Below are 18,080 nucleotides of genomic sequence, written 5' to 3'. Positions count from 1 at the left end.
GCTACAAAATACCTTAAATCCGTTCAGAGGTGGATAAATTTGTAGCATCAATTTCTTTCTGCGATATCGAAACTGTTTATACTTTCGCTATCAATGTAAATTGTCAATTATTTCAAAGTAATGTCAAAATTTGCTTCGACAAATTTAAACAGCTTCATTAATAGACTTTCTTTGACGGAATTTGCGAAAGTATGATAAAGCCAATCGCAAAAATTGCCGTTAGGAATAACAAACTCATTCTCATGCTTCCTGTTAATTGATTGACAAGTCCAAACATGAATGTACCAATTACGGTAGAAAGGCGGTCGCAAACGTCATAAAAGCTGAAATAAGAAGCGGTATCATGTGTATTTTCGGGCAACATTTTTGCGTACGTTGAGCGTGAAAGCGATTGAATTCCACCCATGACAAAACCAATTCCTGTTGCCAAAATATAGAATTCATTGCGAGAATACACAAAATATCCTGCAATACAAATCACAATCCAGATGATAACGATGTATGAAAGGGATTTCGTATTACCTACTTTTTCGGAGATTTTAGAGAAAATATAAGCTCCAGGAATCGCCACTAATTGAATCAGTAAAATGGTGATTATCAAGGCATCAGAAGGTAAATTTAATTCTTGTCCGCCAAACAATGCTCCCAAATACATAACGGTTTGGGCTGCCATATTGTAAAAGAAAAATGCAGATAAGAATTTTTTGGTTGTTTTTAGCTTCTGTAATTCTCCAAAAACTTTCTTTAATTCCTTAAAGCCATTGAAAATCCAATTGCCCGTTTGTTTTTGTGCATTTTGAGTTTCTGGTAAATAATGAAAGGGAATTTGAGCAAAAACAATCCACCAAATACCAACCGTTAAAAATGAAATTCTTGAGGCTTCTCCGCCCGTAATTCCACCATACCATTCTGGTTTTAAGACCATTGTCAAATTCTGAATTAACAAGATTACACTTCCAATGTACCCCATCGTAAAGCCTTTTGCTGAAAGTGAATCGTATTTGTCTTCGGTCGCAATTTCGGGCATATAAGAGTTGTAAAATACAATACTACCGCCCCAACCAACAATAGAAAATAGAAAGGCAAATGTGCCTAAATAATAATTTCCTTCTTTGAAAAAGTACAAAATCATACACGAAATTGCTCCTAAGAAACAATACATCCGCATGAAGACTTTTTTCTTGCCTGTATAATCCGAAATTGCCGAAACTAAAGGTACAGAAAATGCCAACAAAAGAAATCCCAAAGAAACCGCATACGAGTAGATAACCGTATTTTCGAGTTGAAAACCTAAGAAATCTAACGTTGTGCTTTTAGACGGCATCATTACCGCTGCAACGGGAAAATAAATTGGGAAAATAGCTGAAGTAATTGTTAAAGAATGGACTGAATTAGCCCAATCATACATGGTCCAAGCGGTTAGGACTTTAGGGTTGTTTTTCATAAACTCAATACGTTTGTATCTTTATTGTTTCTAACTTGTTCAGGTAAGGCTTCTAAAATGCTGGTTTTTAGGGTTTTGAGAATGCCAGATTTTGCAAAGTTTTTATGGGCTACTAAACTGATTTCTCGTTTTGGAGCAGGACTTTTAAACTTTCTAATCAAATTTAACCTTTCTTCGTCAAAATCCATGGTTGCCAATTCTGGTAAAATCGTAATTCCTTGATTTCTTTCTACCATTTTTCTGAGCGTTTCTAAACTTCCTGCCTGATACTCAAATTGATTTCTACCAATTGATTTTCGCTTCAATTCACAAAGATTTTCAATCTGCGACCTCAAACAATGTCCTTCTTCCAAAAGCCATAATTCTTTTGGGTTAATATCTTCTGAAATGGCGTATTTTTTCTTGTAAATGGCATTTTCTTTTGAGACATAAAGTACCAATTCTTCATAAAAAATGGGATGCTCCACAAGATTTGGTTGTTGTAAGGGAGTCGCAACTAAACCTAAATCTAAGTCATCATTTTTCAAGCCATGAATTATTCTGTCAGTTGTTAATTCCTTGATTTTTAGTTCAATTGAAGGATATTTTTTCAAATATTCCATCAAAAATAAGGGTAATAAATAAGGGGCAAGTGTCGGAATTATTCCCAAACGTATTTCTCCCGAAATTTCATGTTTCCCTGCATTTACAGTATCCTTTATTTTATAAAATTCAGAAATAGTTAGGCGTGCTTGTTGGAGAATTTCCAAGCCTATTTGTGTCGTTACAACAGGTTGGCGACTGCGGTCAAATACTTTGATACCAAGTTCGTCTTCCAATTTTTGGATTTGCATACTGAGCGTCGGTTGAGTAACGCAACAACTATCCGCAGCTTGAACGAAATTTCGATGTTTTTCAACTGCCAAAATGTATTCTAATTGAGTTATTGTCATACTTATAGATTATAGTGATACAAATATCGAAATTATCAATTTGTTTTACTACATCATTTTGATGCAAATTTGTAGAACAGAAGAAAATAATACTTTTTTAAGGATAAACTTAGTCAGTTTGTTCAGAATGAAGTTTTAAATAGTATTATTCTTATTTTTATTTTAATTTAATCCTTTAATTTATTAAAACCATGTTATCATTAGGTTCAATTTTCCCAACTTTTAAAAAAACAGCCGTAGTATCTCTTGAAAAAGGGAAAGAATTCCACGATATTACTTCTGAAGACCATAAAAATGCAGATAAGTGGATGGTAATGTTCTGGTGGCCGAAAGATTTTACTTTCGTTTGTCCTACTGAAATTGCCGCTTTTAATGCAAAATACGATGATTTTTCTGACCGTGATGCAGTTCTTGTAGGTGCTTCAACTGACTCTGAATTTGTTCACTTGGCTTGGAGAAACAATCATGATGATTTACGTGGTTTAAAATTCCCAATGTTAGCTGATACTTCAAAGTCATTAGCTGAAGAATTAGGAATTTTAGAAGCAAATGAGAAAATTGCTTACCGTGTAACTTATATCGTTGACCCACAAGGTGTTATCCGTTGGGTATGTGCTAACGATTTATCAGTTGGTCGTAACGTTGACGAAGTATTAAGAGTTTTAGATGCTTTACAAACTGACGAACTTTGCCCATGCAACTGGAAACAAGGAGAAGAAACGCTTAACGCATAGTTTAAATTATTTTAGCGTTGTAAAATATGTTCTTAACAGGTTTTGTTGACGAACAATTTTACAACGCTTCTTTTTTGTATTTCATAATCATTAATAATTATGTTTGGAACAGTAAGTGAAACTAAGAAAAACCTTTTGGCAGAAATAAATCTTCCTGCTGAATTTGAAAGCGTTTTCTTGAATCGTCTCAATGCAGCAGACCACCGTTATATCAAAGACTTAAAAATTAATCTTTCAAACTCATTAAAAGCTCAGACTTTAAATGAAAAAGAGGCGGTTTTGATTGCTCTTTCAATTGCGATTAATGAAAAAGCAACGGATTTAATTGCTTCACTTGAAGAATCTGCGAAAGCGAAAGGAGTAGAGGAGAAGGAATTATTAGAAGTAGCTTCTTGTGTGTCGTTAATGAATGCAAATAATATTTTGTATCGTTTCCGTCACTTCATGAACAAAGACAGCTATACAAATATTCCTGCTGGCATTCGTATGTCAATTATGATGTCGCCAGTTTTAGGAAAAGAGTTTTTTGAGTTATTAAGTTTAGTAATCTCAGCAATAAATGGTTGCGAATTATGTGTTACTTCGCACGAAGCATCTGTAAAACAACACGGAGCAACTGAACAACGCATTTTTGATGCTGTTCGTTTGGGAGCGGTGGTGAAAAGTGTAATTACTTTATTGTAGTTAAGTATTTGGAATAAATTATTTGACATTTGGTAGTGGCGTATAGCATACGCCAATGTTATGGCAATGTTGGCGTATGCTATACGCCACTACCAAATGAACGAAGTCAATTTTAATAATTTATTCTTAATATTTAATAGCAAAAAAAGCCAACTTATTCAGTTGGCTTTTTTAATATTTTATTGACTTTCTCCAGCCAAATATCTCTTCCTGCACAACTCCAGTGCGTATCACTTTTCAAGTAAATTTTATCGGGTGATTTTCTGAAATCAGCATAAGTATCAATAATGGGCGTTTGTACTCGCTTATCTGATTGAATTCGCTCTATTAAGCGGTTATAATTTCCTAAATCTGGAGACAAAATACTTATTTTATTGGGAATAACCGAAAGGTAAACTTCATCAAAACCTGCCTTTAAATAAGCATTTCGAGTCTCATTAATATTCAGTACAAACCTATCAATTTCTTCCTGACTAATGGGATAAAATGCTGAATATTCATTAGTTGAATCTGCTTCTTCAAAATAAAATAAACTTTTTTCATTTTTAGATAGCACAACTTTATGCTCAATTCTGCCGAAAACATGGTGATTCAATGTTGCTTTTAACTCTCTAAATTTCAAGAAAAAATCATAATTGAAAAGAGTATGTTCTAAACGCTCCTCAATGCCTTTGGGAAATATATATTTCAGCCATTCTGTTGAATTATCTCGGAGCGTTTGTTTCCATGATTTCTGAGGTTGAACTCCCTTACTTATTGTTCTTTCTGTTTTGAAATTCTCTGCTTTTTGTGAAAAATGTTCTTTGAAAGTCCGTTCAACTGTTTCTAAAATAAGAATGTTTTTTTTGTTTGTATCTAATTGAATATCTGCCTGTTTTGCCCAATGTATATAAGAATAATTTGTTACATCAAAATCGTTTTGGCTTACTCTTTCTGCTTCTGTAAAACTATCACCGATGATAAATAAATGTACATTTTGTTTAGCAATATCCTTTTTCAGCGTTGGGCATTTTGTGGCTTTTTCTTTGAAATCGGGTAAGTAGGAAAGACGGTATAAATCGCCATAACGATAGTCGTCAGGAAATAGTCCAGTAGATTTATAAATCAGTGGAGAATATGCTTGTAGCCATAAAAAAATAGCTATGAAAAGGATACAATATTTTAAAATTTTTGAAGACATTCAGTTAAAATCAAAATTGGAAATAAATGAATTGGTTGGTTTCAAATACACCAAAGAAATAAATTATTACAATAAACAGTACCGATAAACCGAAAAATTTCGCTGAGTTTCTGGTGTCAATATGGAAGAATTTATATTCTTTCCAAAGTAAGAATATAATTAAGCCAATTGAAAACCACATTTCAACGTTGTTCAATGGTGTTTTAAAACTTTGTGATAATGATAAAGTGCCTATTTTTTTCAATATTACCAAAGCGTCATGTGTTCCTTTGGCTCTGAAGAAAACCCACGCTAACATTACTAATAAAAAAGTTGAAATTAGGTTTATGCTTTTGCCTAAAAGGTTTTTGGGTAAGGATAGTTTAGGTAAATATTTATCTCGTAATATGGCTAAAATTAGATAAAAACCGTGCAATGAACCCCAAATTACAAATGTCCATGCTGCTCCATGCCACAAACCACTCACCATAAAAACGAAAAACTGATTGAAATATCTTCGCCATTCTGAAACACGATTTCCTCCTAAAGGAATATATAAATAGTCTCTAAACCAAGTAGATAGTGAAATATGCCAACGTCGCCAAAATTCAGAAATTGATGTGGAGAAATAAGGCGTTCTAAAGTTTTCCATCAAATCAAACCCCATTACTCGGGCAGAACCGAGAGCTATATCCGAATATCCAGAAAAATCACAATAAATCTGAAAAGTATAGAAAAACGTTGCCATAAAAAGTGTTAATCCAGTTTGTTCACTTGGGTTTTTGTAGGCAAAATCCACAAACATAGCCAAGCGGTCTGCAATCACAACTTTTTTAAATAAGCCCCAAGCCATCATCATTAAACCACTTTTTACTTTCTCCCAATCGTATTGATATGTTTCATGGAATTGGTGTAAGACATTCTGTGGGCGTTCAATTGGTCCAGCTACCAATTGCGGATAAAACATTACGTACAAAGCATAAATTCCAAAGTGTCGTTCTGCTTTTTGATTGCCACGATAGACTTCAAACGTGTAGCTCATCGCTTGAAAAGTATGAAATGACAAACCGATAGGAAGTACAAAATCGAAAATGGGCAATGGATTTTTTACTTGTAAAAAGCCAAATATATGATTTACGTTATCAAACAGGAAATGGTAATATTTGAAGAAAGCTAAAATTCCAACATTAGAAATAATACTGAGAATTAAGAGTAATTTTCTTTGTTTCCCTGCTGTATTTTCAAGCCAAATACCTGCAAAATAATCTATTATTATCGTAAAAAATAGGATAATAATATAAACAGGTTGAAAAATCATATAAAAATAACAACTTGCAAAAAGGAGTAGTTTCCAACGACCTGACCATCCCAACGACCAGTATCCAAGCGTTACAATAATAAAAAATATAAAAAAATGGAGAGAATTAAAGAGCATATTAACGTATTTTTACCGACCAAGTTTCGATGCTACTTGGGGTAGTAATATTCATCATTATTTTTTTGTAAGAATCTGAATAAGAGATATTTGGAGGAAACTCTGATACAATTGGTAATGTTCCAACGCTTTCGCCATTTTCATTGTAAAAACGATAATTTTCATACCCATTCGTTATAGCAAAGTATTTTCCAGCCGTTCCTAAATTATAGTATTTAAGTTCTTTTTTTCCATAATTTGAGTCCTTAATTGTAAACAATTCTTTTTCATTTTTATCCATTACCACAACCGTTTTGCCGTCCGTTCGCATCAAAACCCAGTCCTTATTTCTTGTATCAGATGTGAATATAAATTTTACTTCATTATCTGGACGAAACATTTGTCTTTTTTCAAGAATTTTTCCTTCAAGACTAATTTTGTAAAGTTCACCCTTCTCGCTTAATAATCTTATTCCTAAATTATTATTTCCACCTTCCAAAATTGGGGCAGCATTGAAACTATTATTTAATTTTACAGGAAATCCCTGAGCTAAAACCCCTTTGGCATTTTGTAAGTATAAGTTGCCCGTTTTTTCCAAAATTACTGAATACTCCATTCCTTTAATCATAAGACTGGGAATAGGTAAAATAACTCGACTTCGTGATGTTTTATGAAAAGGAGTGAGGACTAAAGTTTCTTTATTTATTTTGAAAGATTCGCCACTGTCATTCACTAAAGTAAGATTCTCATTTTTGTCAGCTTCATTTTCAAAAACATTAAATGATTCAAAGTTTACTTTTTGCGGATTCTTACTTGATTTTACGGTAAAACCATGTTCTTTCCGACTTAACATATATGTTTTTGTAGCCGTCAATATCAATAATTGTTGTGAATTTCCTTTTGTAGTATTTACATTTTTAGCCTGACCAATTATTTTATCTGATAACGGATAACTCCAAATATTCTTACCATTTTCAAAAAGACTCAATTTATTATCTTTTCCTTGTACTAATATTTCTGAATTTTTGTTGGCAGGATTGATTAAATATACGGGTTCTTTTTGTGCAGAAATGGCTATTCCACTCAATTTTACCCATTTGTTGGCAAATTTTTGAGTTGTTTTGCTTGGTTCAATATTTTTCAATAGTACGATTCTACTTTCGGTAGAATTCTGTTGTAAAATTTCAGCTTGTACATTTAAAAGTGTTTTTTCCTGACTCACTAATTTCGCTGACCACTTGTTATTTAAAATTTTACCAATGCCTTTTATTGCTTTTTCGTTTTCGGCAACGAAAGTAAGATTGGCAGGGATACAATTTTTTAAAATGGTTTTGTTCTTCGCAGAATTACTCCACACATCACCTTTTCCAATACTTTGCAGATAATCTTGCATCATTCCCAAGTTACTCGCAATAATTACAAAATTGCCATATTCTGCAAAATAGCTTTCTTCAAAACCAACATACAAACCACCTAAAAGCATACTTGGAAATTCTCTAATGCCGATTGAAGTAATTAAAAAGCTACCATATTGTACACTAAAAACATCCTCTTTCCTCTCGGCTGCTACATTTTTTGCTATCACTTTTAATAGCTTTTGTAGTTCTTTTTGCTTGATAATCAATACTTTATTATGAACGGATTGGTCATTGTTATCAAAACTGCATAATGTTAATTCATTTTCTATTTTGCTGTATAATTCGTTATAATCGAAATCAAATGCACTTGAAGCCTTGTCTCTTAGCTTACTTATTTTATCGTCGTTTTCAAGTTGCCCATCTATTTTTTTGAAAAGACTTTCAGGATTTGAATAACTTACATTTAAAATAAATGAACTTGAATTTGGTATCATGTTCAGGCATTGGATATTTGAAGGTTTTTGTCCCTCAAATAATTTTTCATTATTGGCAATACTGATAGCCTCTATGGTGTTTTTGGTAGGTTGAAGCCACTGATAAGTATTGGACAGTAAATTGGGGAAACTATTATTTTTATCCTCACTTGAAATATCTTGCAAAAAATCGTTGATAGATAAAGTGTTAAAATGGGTTTGCGTGAAAATAGAATCGCTTTCTATCATTTTTTTATTCAATGATAGGGTTGTAACCCACTTATTTTTTTTGTGCAAAATCGCTTCTTCCAATACTAAACTTGAAGCACTAAAAATTAGGAAATCATCTTGAATAATAAAGGCAAATATCGATTTTGCGTTTTCATCAATCACTTCAGAAATTTTAAAGCCTTGTGTATTGTGAGAAATAATTCTATTTCCGTTACTATTCTGTTTTAAATTATCTAATTTCTCGATAAAGTCTTCATTATCAGCATTTAAAGGTAAATAATTCACAAAAGCAAAATCATCTTTTCCTTCGGGAAGGATAGCAAAATATAGTGTTTTTTTTAGCAATAAAGAATGAATATCGTTATTACTAAGACCGATTTTCTTTAAAATTTGAAATTGTGAAGCTGCTTGAGAAAGAAGAGGAAGGCGAGGAATAATCTTGTTTTTAGCGGAAGATATTTCGTTTGTTTCTAATAAAATAAGCGTATTATCAGGAATAAAACTGGTAATTGCATTACTGTGCTGATTCTTTTTCTGATAAAAAACATAACCTCCGATTCCCAAAATAGCGATTGCTAATAAAAATAACTGTTTTTTCATGGTAAGGAGAGTTTTAAGATTTTGTAAAGCATTGTAGAATTTATATTGGCTCTACAATGCTTTACAAATAAATTATAGCACCGCTTTTGTTGTTGCCAATGCCGAACCAATTACTTGGTGCATATCATAATATTTATATTCGGCTAATCGTCCACCGAAGATAATGTTTTCTTCCTGGCGTGATAAATCACGATATTTTTTGAATAATTCTGTGTTTTTATCGTCATTCACAGGATAATAAGCTTCCATTCCTGCTGACCATTCACATGGATATTCTTTGGTTACTACAGTTTTTGCTTGTTTTCCAAACTCAAAATGTTTGTGTTCAATAATACGAGTATATGGAATGTGAGCCTCTGTATAATTTACCACTGCATTTCCTTGAAAATTCTCTTTATCTACTACTTCATGCTCAAATTTTAAGCTTCGATATTCTAATTTTCCAAATTGATAATCATAGAATTCATCAATATTTCCAGTAAAAACTATTTTCTCAGCCAAAGCCATTAAAGATTCTTTGTCCTTAAAAAAATCAACTTGGGTTCTTACTTCAATACCCGCTAACAAACCTTCAGTAAGTTTATTATAACCTCCAATCGGAATACCTTGATATTTATCGTTGAAATAATTGTTATCAAATGTAAACCTCAATGGTAATCTTTTAATGATGAAAGCTGGTAACTCAGTTGCTTTACGTCCCCATTGTTTCTCGGTATAACCTTTGATAAGTTTATGGTAGATATCAGTTCCAACTAAAGAAATAGCTTGTTCTTCCAGATTTTGAGGGTCGGTTATACCCGACGCTTCAACTTGTTCTTGGATTTTTGCTTGTGCTTCTTCGGGTGTTTTTACTTTCCACAACTGATAAAAAGTATTCATATTGAAAGGTAAATTGAATAATTCACCTTCAAAATTTGCTAAAGGAGAGTTGGTGTAGCGATTAAACTCAACAAATGAATTTACGTAGTCCCAAATACCTTTGTCATTGGTGTGAAATATGTGAGCTCCGTATTTGTGAACGTTAATACCCTCATTTTCTTCTGAAAAGATATTTCCTCCCGTGTGATTTCTACGGTCGATGACTAAACATTTCTTTCCTTTTTTATTGGCTTCGTGAGCGAAAACAGCACCAAATAAACCAGCACCCACGATGAGATAATCGTATTGTTTCATATTTGAGGTTTGTCTTAGGTATTAGGTATGAATTATCAGGTATTCGGCTGTTGATACAAAGTAATAGTTGGTGGTAGATATAAATATCAAAAGCCTAATATTCATCATTACAATAAACTACTAATTTCTCACACTTATTACCTTATACTTACTATCTCATACCTATGATGTGCCTAATATCTATTTCAAATTCTTGATTTTGTTATTTAATTCTAAACGGAAATTCAATAATTCTTTAAATGACTGCCAACAAACTTTTAAAAGTTTCATTTTCTGGATTGAAACTTCACCTGTGGCTCTTTCTTTGTGAACAATTGGAATATTAAACAATTCTTGTCCCGATTTTTTAGCCATAATCGCCAAGAAAATATTGGGTGCAAATGGCACAGGATTAGGTAATTGAGATAATAATTTCTTCAAAAATGTTCCTTTAATCAATCTAAAAGGAATATTAGAGTCCATGATGAATGTTCCATAAACAAAGAACATACTATAACGTAGGATTCTGGTTATCAATAATCTGAAAATATCGTCATGTCTGATTTGACGGTATCCCAAAATAAAGTCCGATTGTGTTCTTTTGTCCCAAAGTTTCTTAACATCTTCTGGAATAAATTGGTCGTCGGAATCCGTTTGGAAAATGTATTCAGCATCTAACTCCACCGCTTTTCTATAAGCATGGACAACCGCATTTCCATGACCACCATTTACCTGATGTACAACTTCAAGTTTAGGATATTGTGGTTTAAGAGAATCAAGAATTTTTCCCGTATTGTCTTTTGACCCGTCATTTACTACAATTAGTCGAGTATTTTCTCCTGCAAATTCAGTGTCTAATAAATCTGACCAAATTTTTACTACGTCTGCCATGCACTCTTGTTCATTGTAGGCGGGCATGACGATTGCTAATTTAATGCTCATTAAAAAGGGTTGTTGGAAGCTAAAAATAATTTTACAAAAATACCGAATAACGTTTATATTAACGAAATTCTCGAACAATCTTAACAGTGTTTTTATCTAATGGTCAATAAGTGAAGTATTTTTTCATATTATTGACAGGTTTTTCAATCAGATACCATGATAAAGTTGCTAAAAATACGGTGATGCCTAAAAAATACAATAATTCAAAGCTTAGGTTTTGACTAAGACTTGGCACAATGGACTGTATTTTATGCAAAACCTTCATCACTATACTTGTATTTGGGGTGTGATAAACGTTGTAAACAAAATTATGATATAGATATAAACCGTAACTAATTCGTCCTAAATAACTGCTGACAGGATTTTCAAGGATGAATTTCATAATTCCGTCGTAGCCCGTTACTGCTTTGGCAATTAAGAAGAAACAGAATAATGACCCTATAAATCTCTCTAAAACCAAATTGCCAAAATGATGAACTTGGTTTGAAGAAAGTTGATACTGACGCACAAAAAACATCAATGATATTAATAATATAAAACTGGCAATTAAGTATTTAGTGGTACTAATTTCTTTGAAAACGGTTTCCTTTTTGAAGGTGAAATAATAGGCTAAAAGTCCACCTAAACCAAAGCTATCTAAGCAAGTAGGCATTAAAACATATTGAACCATCCATTCATTACCATTAAGAAACAAGATTATTCTGATAATTACAGAAAGGATAATCATGGAAAATAATACTTTTAAATAATGTTTAGTTGGCAAAAAAAGTATCAAATATGGAAAAACAAGATAATATTGTTCTTCAACTGCCAATGACCACAAATGGTCAATTGTTCCCATCCAATGTTCTTTTGTGGCAATATAAATATTAGTTGTGTAGGTTAAACACCACCAAACCGTTTCTCGAACTGGCGGAACGTCCAGTGCATATAATACAAAAATCGTCAAAAAATAAATGGGGAAAATTCTGATGCTTCGACGAATGATAAACTGTTTTACCGAAAACCAATGACTACGCCCAACGGCATCGTCTTTCAGTTTACTTTGAATTAAAATTCGAGTAATCAAAAAACCACTTAGTACAAAGAACATTGTTACACCCAATACGCCCAAAGGAAGTACATTTCTTTCCGCTAACCAGTGGTCGATTAATACCAAACCAACCGCTAAAAAGCGAATTCCATCAAGTTGTGTAAAATATGTTTCTTGTTTCATTGTTAAAATTGCGGATGAGTCAACGAGTTTTATGTATTTCTACCAATTCGTCTTTACTTTTTGGTTATTTTTATTAACTATCAAGGAGTCGTTTAAATAATATGCTTTCATATTTTTCCCTTCTTGTACCACCAAACCTAAATAGTATTTATCATTCTCAAACTCATTGTAATTCAAATCACTTACAAAACCATTTTGCCAATATTTACCAGTTCTGATAAATGCAGGAACAGGGTAATTTGTCAATTGAGTCGGCATTAAATAAGTCTTGGTAGAAGACTGAACAATGATGTTGACGCTATTGGTCTTATTAACGTTGCTTATAAATGTTGAATTCTGAATAAAAACTCCGTTGGCGTTGACCGATTTTGTTATTTTCTCATGCCAAATTGGTGATATTTTTACTGACTTTTTAAATTGATTCAAATAATTGTCTAAGGGCAATCTTGGAGATTCATAAAGTTTTAAACCATTTTTATCAATTGGTACAGATGTATCCAATGCCCAATTATAAGAAAATGACATTAACTGATTTCTTAAATTTACAACTTCCTTGAAATTAATAAAATTGGTAATAAAATTGAATAGAATTGCAATTCCCACAATTGGAAAAGTTAACCAAGAGAATCGAGTCAGATTCAGTTTAGAAACAATGGATAAGTAAAGCGTGACAGTCAATAAAATGGAGTAAATTTTATATCTACTTGTCAATAAACCAATTTCGCCAAAACTAATGCGTGTATAGGTAACTACGATTCCTGTGCCAATTAAGAACATCAAAGTGCCTAAGATAAAAAGCTCAATTTGTGATAATTCACGTCGTTGATTAATCAGTTTACTATTGAAAATTAGATAAATAGCAATGATTCCACTAAGAATAAAAAGGAATGTTCCGAATAAAATGGTCAATTTAATTCTCCCTGATGAATACGGAAGTAAGTCGAATGCTGAACCCAAAAAGGAGAGGAAACCTAAAGCTATTTTTCCAATGCCAATTCCATTCATCGGTGGATTGCTCGGTGGCATTTGATAATGGAAAAAGTATAAAAATATAAGTATGGCAGAAATCAGTCCGAATATGATACTTTCTCTGAATCTTTTTTGTAAAAGCAATAAGACAATGCAAATTGGGAAAGCTGTGATGCCGTTTCCACTCGTGTAAGTAGCGAAGAAGGCAAATAAAATAGCTAAATAGAAATGACTTTTTTTAGCAGAACTTACTAAATAAATTAACCCTAAAATAAAAAAGACAACGCCAAAGTTTTGTATGGCTGCCATTCCCCAAAAAGTATTTTCCCAAAGTTGTAACTGAAAGAATATGAGTGGGATAGGAGCGAAGTAAGCAATTGGTAAATTCGTTTTTTTGAAGACTCTGAAGAAAATAAATAGAATCCCGATAAGAGTGAAATTACCTATCCACATGAGCCAGCGGTATTCAATTGTGCCGTGAAGATAGAAAACAATCAAGGTGAAAAAACGATCAAAAGCGATGCGGTGTTCGTTATGTTGTTTAAAGATTGACTGTATTTTGGCTACTAATCCATCAGCATTTTGAAATTCTACAATAAATGCTTTCAGTGCATGGTCATCCCATTTCGGAATATTGATGGCATATTCTGAAAGAAAGTAAAAATACAGGGCGATTGGTAATAGAATAATGATGCCCCAGATAATATTTTTTTGTGAAATATTCTTCAATGGATAAGGATTATGGTAAATGGTAACGCAAACTTTAGTCTGTGTTACTTATACGAAAAGTCTTAATTTTTCAGCGATATTTTTTGCATCTAAACCTGATTGAGTTTGATGGAAATTTTGGTCGCCATAAGTGCCATCTGGATAGCCTTCAGCACGGAGACTAATGAATTTTTTGAAGGAAATTCCATTTTCCATTAACTGAACTGAAAGCTGTTGTGCTAAACCGCCAATACTCACGTGTTCTTCTACAACTAACAGATTTTCAGTGGTTTGTAATAATTTAAAGCCTTCTGAATCAATACTTAATGGGACATTTTGAGCCGTTAAAAGATTGAATTTATTAGCAAATTCTTCTTGTCCTAAAACACTCACCACATTATTGGCAACTGGCCCTAACGCAACGATTGTGCCTTTCGGTTCGTTTGATTTTACGACCATTTTTAAACTGCCAAAGTTCCCTTCGTGAGCAGGTGTTTGCTTCCCTGCACCCAAACGCAAATAGGCAGGACGACCATCTGCAACTATCTGATTAACAAATGGTTCAACGTCATCTGCAAAAGCTGGAATCCAACATTTTACATTTTGAAGGCTACTCAAACCTGCAATATCCTCAATGGCATGGTGCGAACTTCCCATAATTCCGTAGCCATAACCACCGCCATTGCCAACGATAAAAACTGGTAAATTGTGTAAGCAAACATCATTACGAAACTGTTCCCAACAACGATAAACGACAAAAGGAGCAATGGAATAACAAAATACTTTAAAGCCTTTATATGCCATTCCTGCCGCCAAACCTACCATGTTTTGTTCGGCAACACCCGCATTAATGAAGCGATTCCCTAACTTTTCCTGTAAGTTTTCAAGTGCATTATAGCCTAAATCACCCGTGATAAAAACGATTTTTTCGTCCGCAAGGGCAATTTTTTCGATGGCATCTGAAAATTCTCTTCTCATATTTTTTATGGAGGAATGGACAATATAGAAATGAAGAAAAGACTAAGGGTGTTTAATTCCTCTTTCTATATTTACACATTCCTCTTTATTTCCTTTTCTTCTATTTTCTCTGTTCTTCTACTAATCTTTTAATTTCTTCTGAAGTGTTGTATCGCTTAATTCCTTTTCTAACTTTCGTTCTTATGAATTTTGGACGTTTTTTGGTTTCCTCAAAAATCTTGGCAATATATTCACCTAAGAAGCTGATACCTAACATATTAATTCCGCCGAAGAACATCACCAAAATAATAACTGTTGAAAGTCCTGATGGTGTTTCTGGATAGAAAAATAATTTTGCTAATACTTGCCAAACAATTCCTAAAATAGAGGCTAAAGTCAAAAAGAAACCAGTGTAAGACATGATTTCTAAGGGTACAAAGCTGAATGAAAATATTGCTTTTTTAGCCCACCAAATATTTTTACGCCAGTTGTTGGTAGAAACACCAAACATTCTTTCGGGACGAATATAATCTACTCCTGTTTGTTTAAAACCCACCCAAGCTCTTAATCCACGTAAAAATTGTTCAGTTTCTGGTAAATTAATTAACTCTTTCACCACTTTTCTGTCAATCATCGAGAAGTCGCCTGCATCTTTTGGAATATTGATGTATGACATATTCTTGAAGATTTTGTAAAAGGTTTTGTAGAAAAAGTGTAACCATGCAGGCATTTCACGCTGAACTCTAACTCCGTAAGTAACCTCATAGCCTTCCATCCATTTTTCGTAGAATTTAGGCATAACTTCTGGAGGGTCTTGCAAATCACCGTCCATTAAAACAACGGCATCACCCGTAGAAATTTCCATTCCTGATAAAAAACCTGCTTGTGAACCAAAATTTCTTGAATGGGTAATTCCAATAACATTGGGGTCTTTATTACAAATGGCTTCCAAAACTTCTTCGGTATTATCAGGCGAGCAGTCGTTTACGAAAATGATTTCATAGCGAACTTTCATTTCGTTAAATGTCTTCACCAAACGCTCGTACATGAACGGAATCGCTTCAGCATCTCTATAACAAGCAATAATAGCGGTAATAACAGGATTTAGATACGGGTTTTGAAATGCAGGCAATAATTTTCCTTCGTATTGAATACCTTCTTGCCAATCAAAATATTGTCTAAGTCCTTGATTTAGTGGCGTTTTTGCTTTCCATCCCAAATCCTTATTGGCTTCAGTTGGGTCACCAAACCATTCTGCTAAATCCCACGAACGGTTTTGCATACTTCCCCACGAAGGCTCTTCTTTTATGTCAAATTCTTTGCGACAAATTTCAACTAAATCACCAATTGTCGTTTTTACACCGCTCGCAATGTTATAAGATTTACCTCTGATTTCTGGAGACATTTTCAACGCAGAATCAATGAAAGCTTCCACACAATCGGACATATAAACAAAGTCACGACTAATTTCTGGAGAAACAAAGTTGGGAAGTTTGTGTTGTCTTACACTTTCAATCAATTTTGGAATTAATCTATCGGGTTCTTCCCAATCGCCGTAAATTGAATAAAGACGAAGGTTTACAGCATTTTTCTCATGAACTTTTGCGTAAAACTGAATCATATAAGCCGCTGAAACTTTTGACACTGAATAGTGACTGTTGGGTTCAAGCGTATCCGTTTCTTTAGGAGAAGTACAGTTAAAACCATATTCAGAACTACTCCCTGCGTGAATATACACCATATCCGAAGCGAGGTTTTCCAAAAGGTTTACTGTACCAATTACATTCGTTTCGTAAGTAAGAGGTATATTTTTTTGCTTAGAATAGGCACCATAAGCCGCTAAATTAAAAATGGTTTTAGGTTTATAAGTATTAAAAACCTCTTGAACCGAATAATTAGAGACAATATCACAGTGAACAATATTGGCAGCAGGAATATCAAGTAATTTCAATCGCCATGCTTTTTGGGCATCGTGCGTAAGGGCATAGCAATCTTTACGAATACTGAAAATATCTTTAAAAAGATTTGCACCTATAAAACCGCTTGCTCCGTAAACGAAGATTGGACCTTTGAGAGATAGGATTTTTTCTTTTACCGAATCGGTCATTTTTATTTATTGAAGATTTAAAACTTGAATATGGGCAATTTGATTTTGAACTTTATACAAAGACCTATTTATCGGTTAAACGTAATTATTATTAACGTCATTGATAGCGATTTCAAATTGCTCTGGTTTCATGGGTAAGTAGTGCCATTCCATACGATTTTCCATATATGAAACGCCTTTTCCTTTGATAGTATTGGCAAGCAATAATTTTGGTATCCCGTTCTTTTTAGCTTTAAAAAGGTCAATTTGATTATAAATTTCTTCGATATTGTGTCCATCGCATTCAACAACATCAAATCCGATTGCTTCCCATTTATTTTTATCGGCGGAAACCCCTAAAATTTCATCAGTATTACCGAAACCTTGTAATCCATTTTTGTCAATCATGACAATTAGGCTGTCCAATCCTTTGGCAACAGCGTAATGGGCGGCTTCCCAAGTTGTGCCTTCGTTTGTTTCTCCATCCGACATTAAAACGTAGGTGTATTCGCCATTTTCGAGGATTTTGTTCGCTTGTGCAATACCCGTTGCGATGGGTAAACCATGTCCTAAAGAACCAGTTGCAAATGGAATTCCAGCAATTTTGTTGGGAGCAGGGTGAGCAGGAAGGACAGTTCCGTTTTTATAAAATGTTTTTAGAGCTTCATCTGAAATCTCCCCTGATTCATTTAAGCAAGCGTATAAAGCTGCTGCTGCATGACCTTTAGAGAGTAGAAATACTTCATTTTCTTGTTTATGAGATAACAAAGAACCAATCATTAAATCAACACATGACAATGAACAGCCAATATGACCTGCATTGGCGGTAAAGTACATATCAAGAATTCTGAGGCGTAAGGTCTTTTGCAACTTTTTTAAGTCTGCAAAAGAATTGAGGGTATTGTTCTTTGAGGTTATCATTCAGAGATGGGTTCGTCTTCTTTTGAAATGTAAAAAAACGTAATTCGAGTACAAAAATAGCTGATTTTTATTAATGTAGCACGATTTAACCCGACTGAAT

General features: G+C 33.4%; 14 protein-coding genes. 2 read left to right on the top strand and 12 right to left on the bottom strand.

Annotated elements, in window-relative coordinates; all coding sequences use genetic code 11:
- Positions 1–157: 157 nt before the first annotated feature.
- Both VB796_RS00135 and VB796_RS00130 read right to left on the bottom strand, forming a co-directional pair.
- The gene (locus VB796_RS00135) at positions 158–1,444 is read right to left on the bottom strand and encodes an MFS transporter (protein WP_323344477.1); all 1,287 of its coding nucleotides are present in this window, start codon (positions 1,442–1,444) and stop codon (positions 158–160) included.
- A complete protein-coding gene (locus tag VB796_RS00130; RefSeq protein WP_323344476.1) occupies positions 1,441–2,376 on the bottom strand; it encodes a hydrogen peroxide-inducible genes activator in 936 nt (311 codons plus the stop codon). Before VB796_RS00130 ends, VB796_RS00135 begins: the two co-directional genes overlap by 4 nt.
- A gap of 191 nt (positions 2,377–2,567) precedes the next feature.
- Between VB796_RS00130 and VB796_RS00125 the strand changes: the two genes are divergently transcribed.
- Both VB796_RS00125 and VB796_RS00120 read left to right on the top strand, forming a co-directional pair.
- Positions 2,568–3,110, top strand: a complete 543-nt coding sequence (locus VB796_RS00125; RefSeq protein ID WP_323344475.1) for a peroxiredoxin — start codon at positions 2,568–2,570, stop codon at positions 3,108–3,110.
- 99 nt (positions 3,111–3,209) lie between these two features.
- Positions 3,210–3,794, top strand: a complete 585-nt coding sequence (locus VB796_RS00120; RefSeq protein ID WP_323344474.1) for a carboxymuconolactone decarboxylase family protein — start codon at positions 3,210–3,212, stop codon at positions 3,792–3,794.
- Between the two features lie 154 nt (positions 3,795–3,948).
- Here the strand turns inward: VB796_RS00120 and VB796_RS00115 are convergent, their stop codons facing one another.
- From VB796_RS00115 to VB796_RS00070, 10 genes are all read right to left on the bottom strand, one after another.
- Entirely contained in the window at positions 3,949–4,974 is a 1,026-nt protein-coding gene (locus tag VB796_RS00115; RefSeq protein ID WP_323344473.1) for a hypothetical protein, read from the bottom strand.
- 10 nt (positions 4,975–4,984) lie between these two features.
- Positions 4,985–6,388: an MBOAT family O-acyltransferase gene (locus tag VB796_RS00110; protein WP_323344472.1), complete on the bottom strand. Its 1,404-nt coding sequence runs from the start codon at positions 6,386–6,388 to the stop codon at positions 4,985–4,987.
- Position 6,389: 1 nt separating this feature from the next.
- A complete protein-coding gene (locus VB796_RS00105; protein ID WP_323344471.1) occupies positions 6,390–9,029 on the bottom strand; it encodes a hypothetical protein in 2,640 nt (879 codons plus the stop codon).
- A 72-nt stretch (positions 9,030–9,101) separates the two neighbouring features.
- Complete coding sequence (glf, locus tag VB796_RS00100) at positions 9,102–10,202, bottom strand: UDP-galactopyranose mutase (RefSeq protein WP_323344470.1); 1,101 nt, start codon at positions 10,200–10,202, stop codon at positions 9,102–9,104.
- A 180-nt stretch (positions 10,203–10,382) separates the two neighbouring features.
- Complete coding sequence (locus VB796_RS00095; RefSeq protein ID WP_323344469.1) at positions 10,383–11,123, bottom strand: glycosyltransferase family 2 protein; 741 nt, start codon at positions 11,121–11,123, stop codon at positions 10,383–10,385.
- Between the two features lie 103 nt (positions 11,124–11,226).
- Positions 11,227–12,339: an acyltransferase gene (locus VB796_RS00090; RefSeq protein ID WP_323344468.1), complete on the bottom strand. Its 1,113-nt coding sequence runs from the start codon at positions 12,337–12,339 to the stop codon at positions 11,227–11,229.
- A gap of 39 nt (positions 12,340–12,378) precedes the next feature.
- Positions 12,379–14,037 carry a hypothetical protein gene (locus VB796_RS00085; protein ID WP_323344467.1) on the bottom strand — a complete coding sequence of 553 codons (1,659 nt, stop codon included), beginning with the start codon at positions 14,035–14,037 and terminating at the stop codon, positions 12,379–12,381.
- Positions 14,038–14,085: 48 nt separating this feature from the next.
- Positions 14,086–14,994 (bottom strand): transketolase, encoded by a 909-nt coding sequence (locus tag VB796_RS00080; RefSeq protein ID WP_323344466.1) that lies wholly within the window; start codon positions 14,992–14,994, stop codon positions 14,086–14,088.
- Positions 14,995–15,094: 100 nt separating this feature from the next.
- Positions 15,095–17,080 carry an NAD-dependent epimerase/dehydratase family protein gene (locus VB796_RS00075; protein WP_323344465.1) on the bottom strand — a complete coding sequence of 662 codons (1,986 nt, stop codon included), beginning with the start codon at positions 17,078–17,080 and terminating at the stop codon, positions 15,095–15,097.
- Between the two features lie 75 nt (positions 17,081–17,155).
- A complete protein-coding gene (locus VB796_RS00070) occupies positions 17,156–17,980 on the bottom strand; it encodes a transketolase (RefSeq protein WP_323344464.1) in 825 nt (274 codons plus the stop codon).
- Between the last annotated feature and the right edge of the window lie 100 nt (positions 17,981–18,080).

Source organism: Arcicella sp. LKC2W, assembly GCF_034931005.1.
GTDB lineage: Bacteria > Bacteroidota > Bacteroidia > Cytophagales > Spirosomataceae > Arcicella.
The sequence above is the reverse complement of the archived record's forward strand: the minus strand, read 5'-3'. Positions and strand labels throughout refer to the sequence as shown.

Excerpts from the sequence above, each read along its gene's own strand:
- VB796_RS00135 (WP_323344477.1), bottom strand. The coding sequence starts at position 1,444 with ATGAAAAACAACCCTAAAGTCCTAACCGCTTGGACCATGTATGATTGG.
- VB796_RS00130 (WP_323344476.1), bottom strand. The coding sequence starts at position 2,376 with ATGACAATAACTCAATTAGAATACATTTTGGCAGTTGAAAAACATCGA.
- VB796_RS00125 (WP_323344475.1), top strand. The coding sequence starts at position 2,568 with ATGTTATCATTAGGTTCAATTTTCCCAACTTTTAAAAAAACAGCCGTA.
- VB796_RS00120 (WP_323344474.1), top strand. The coding sequence starts at position 3,210 with ATGTTTGGAACAGTAAGTGAAACTAAGAAAAACCTTTTGGCAGAAATA.
- VB796_RS00115 (WP_323344473.1), bottom strand. The coding sequence starts at position 4,974 with ATGTCTTCAAAAATTTTAAAATATTGTATCCTTTTCATAGCTATTTTT.
- VB796_RS00110 (WP_323344472.1), bottom strand. The coding sequence starts at position 6,388 with ATGCTCTTTAATTCTCTCCATTTTTTTATATTTTTTATTATTGTAACG.
- VB796_RS00105 (WP_323344471.1), bottom strand. The coding sequence starts at position 9,029 with ATGAAAAAACAGTTATTTTTATTAGCAATCGCTATTTTGGGAATCGGA.
- glf (WP_323344470.1), bottom strand. The coding sequence starts at position 10,202 with ATGAAACAATACGATTATCTCATCGTGGGTGCTGGTTTATTTGGTGCT.
- VB796_RS00095 (WP_323344469.1), bottom strand. The coding sequence starts at position 11,123 with ATGAGCATTAAATTAGCAATCGTCATGCCCGCCTACAATGAACAAGAG.
- VB796_RS00090 (WP_323344468.1), bottom strand. The coding sequence starts at position 12,339 with ATGAAACAAGAAACATATTTTACACAACTTGATGGAATTCGCTTTTTA.
- VB796_RS00080 (WP_323344466.1), bottom strand. The coding sequence starts at position 14,994 with ATGAGAAGAGAATTTTCAGATGCCATCGAAAAAATTGCCCTTGCGGAC.
- VB796_RS00075 (WP_323344465.1), bottom strand. The coding sequence starts at position 17,080 with ATGACCGATTCGGTAAAAGAAAAAATCCTATCTCTCAAAGGTCCAATC.
- VB796_RS00070 (WP_323344464.1), bottom strand. The coding sequence starts at position 17,980 with ATGATAACCTCAAAGAACAATACCCTCAATTCTTTTGCAGACTTAAAA.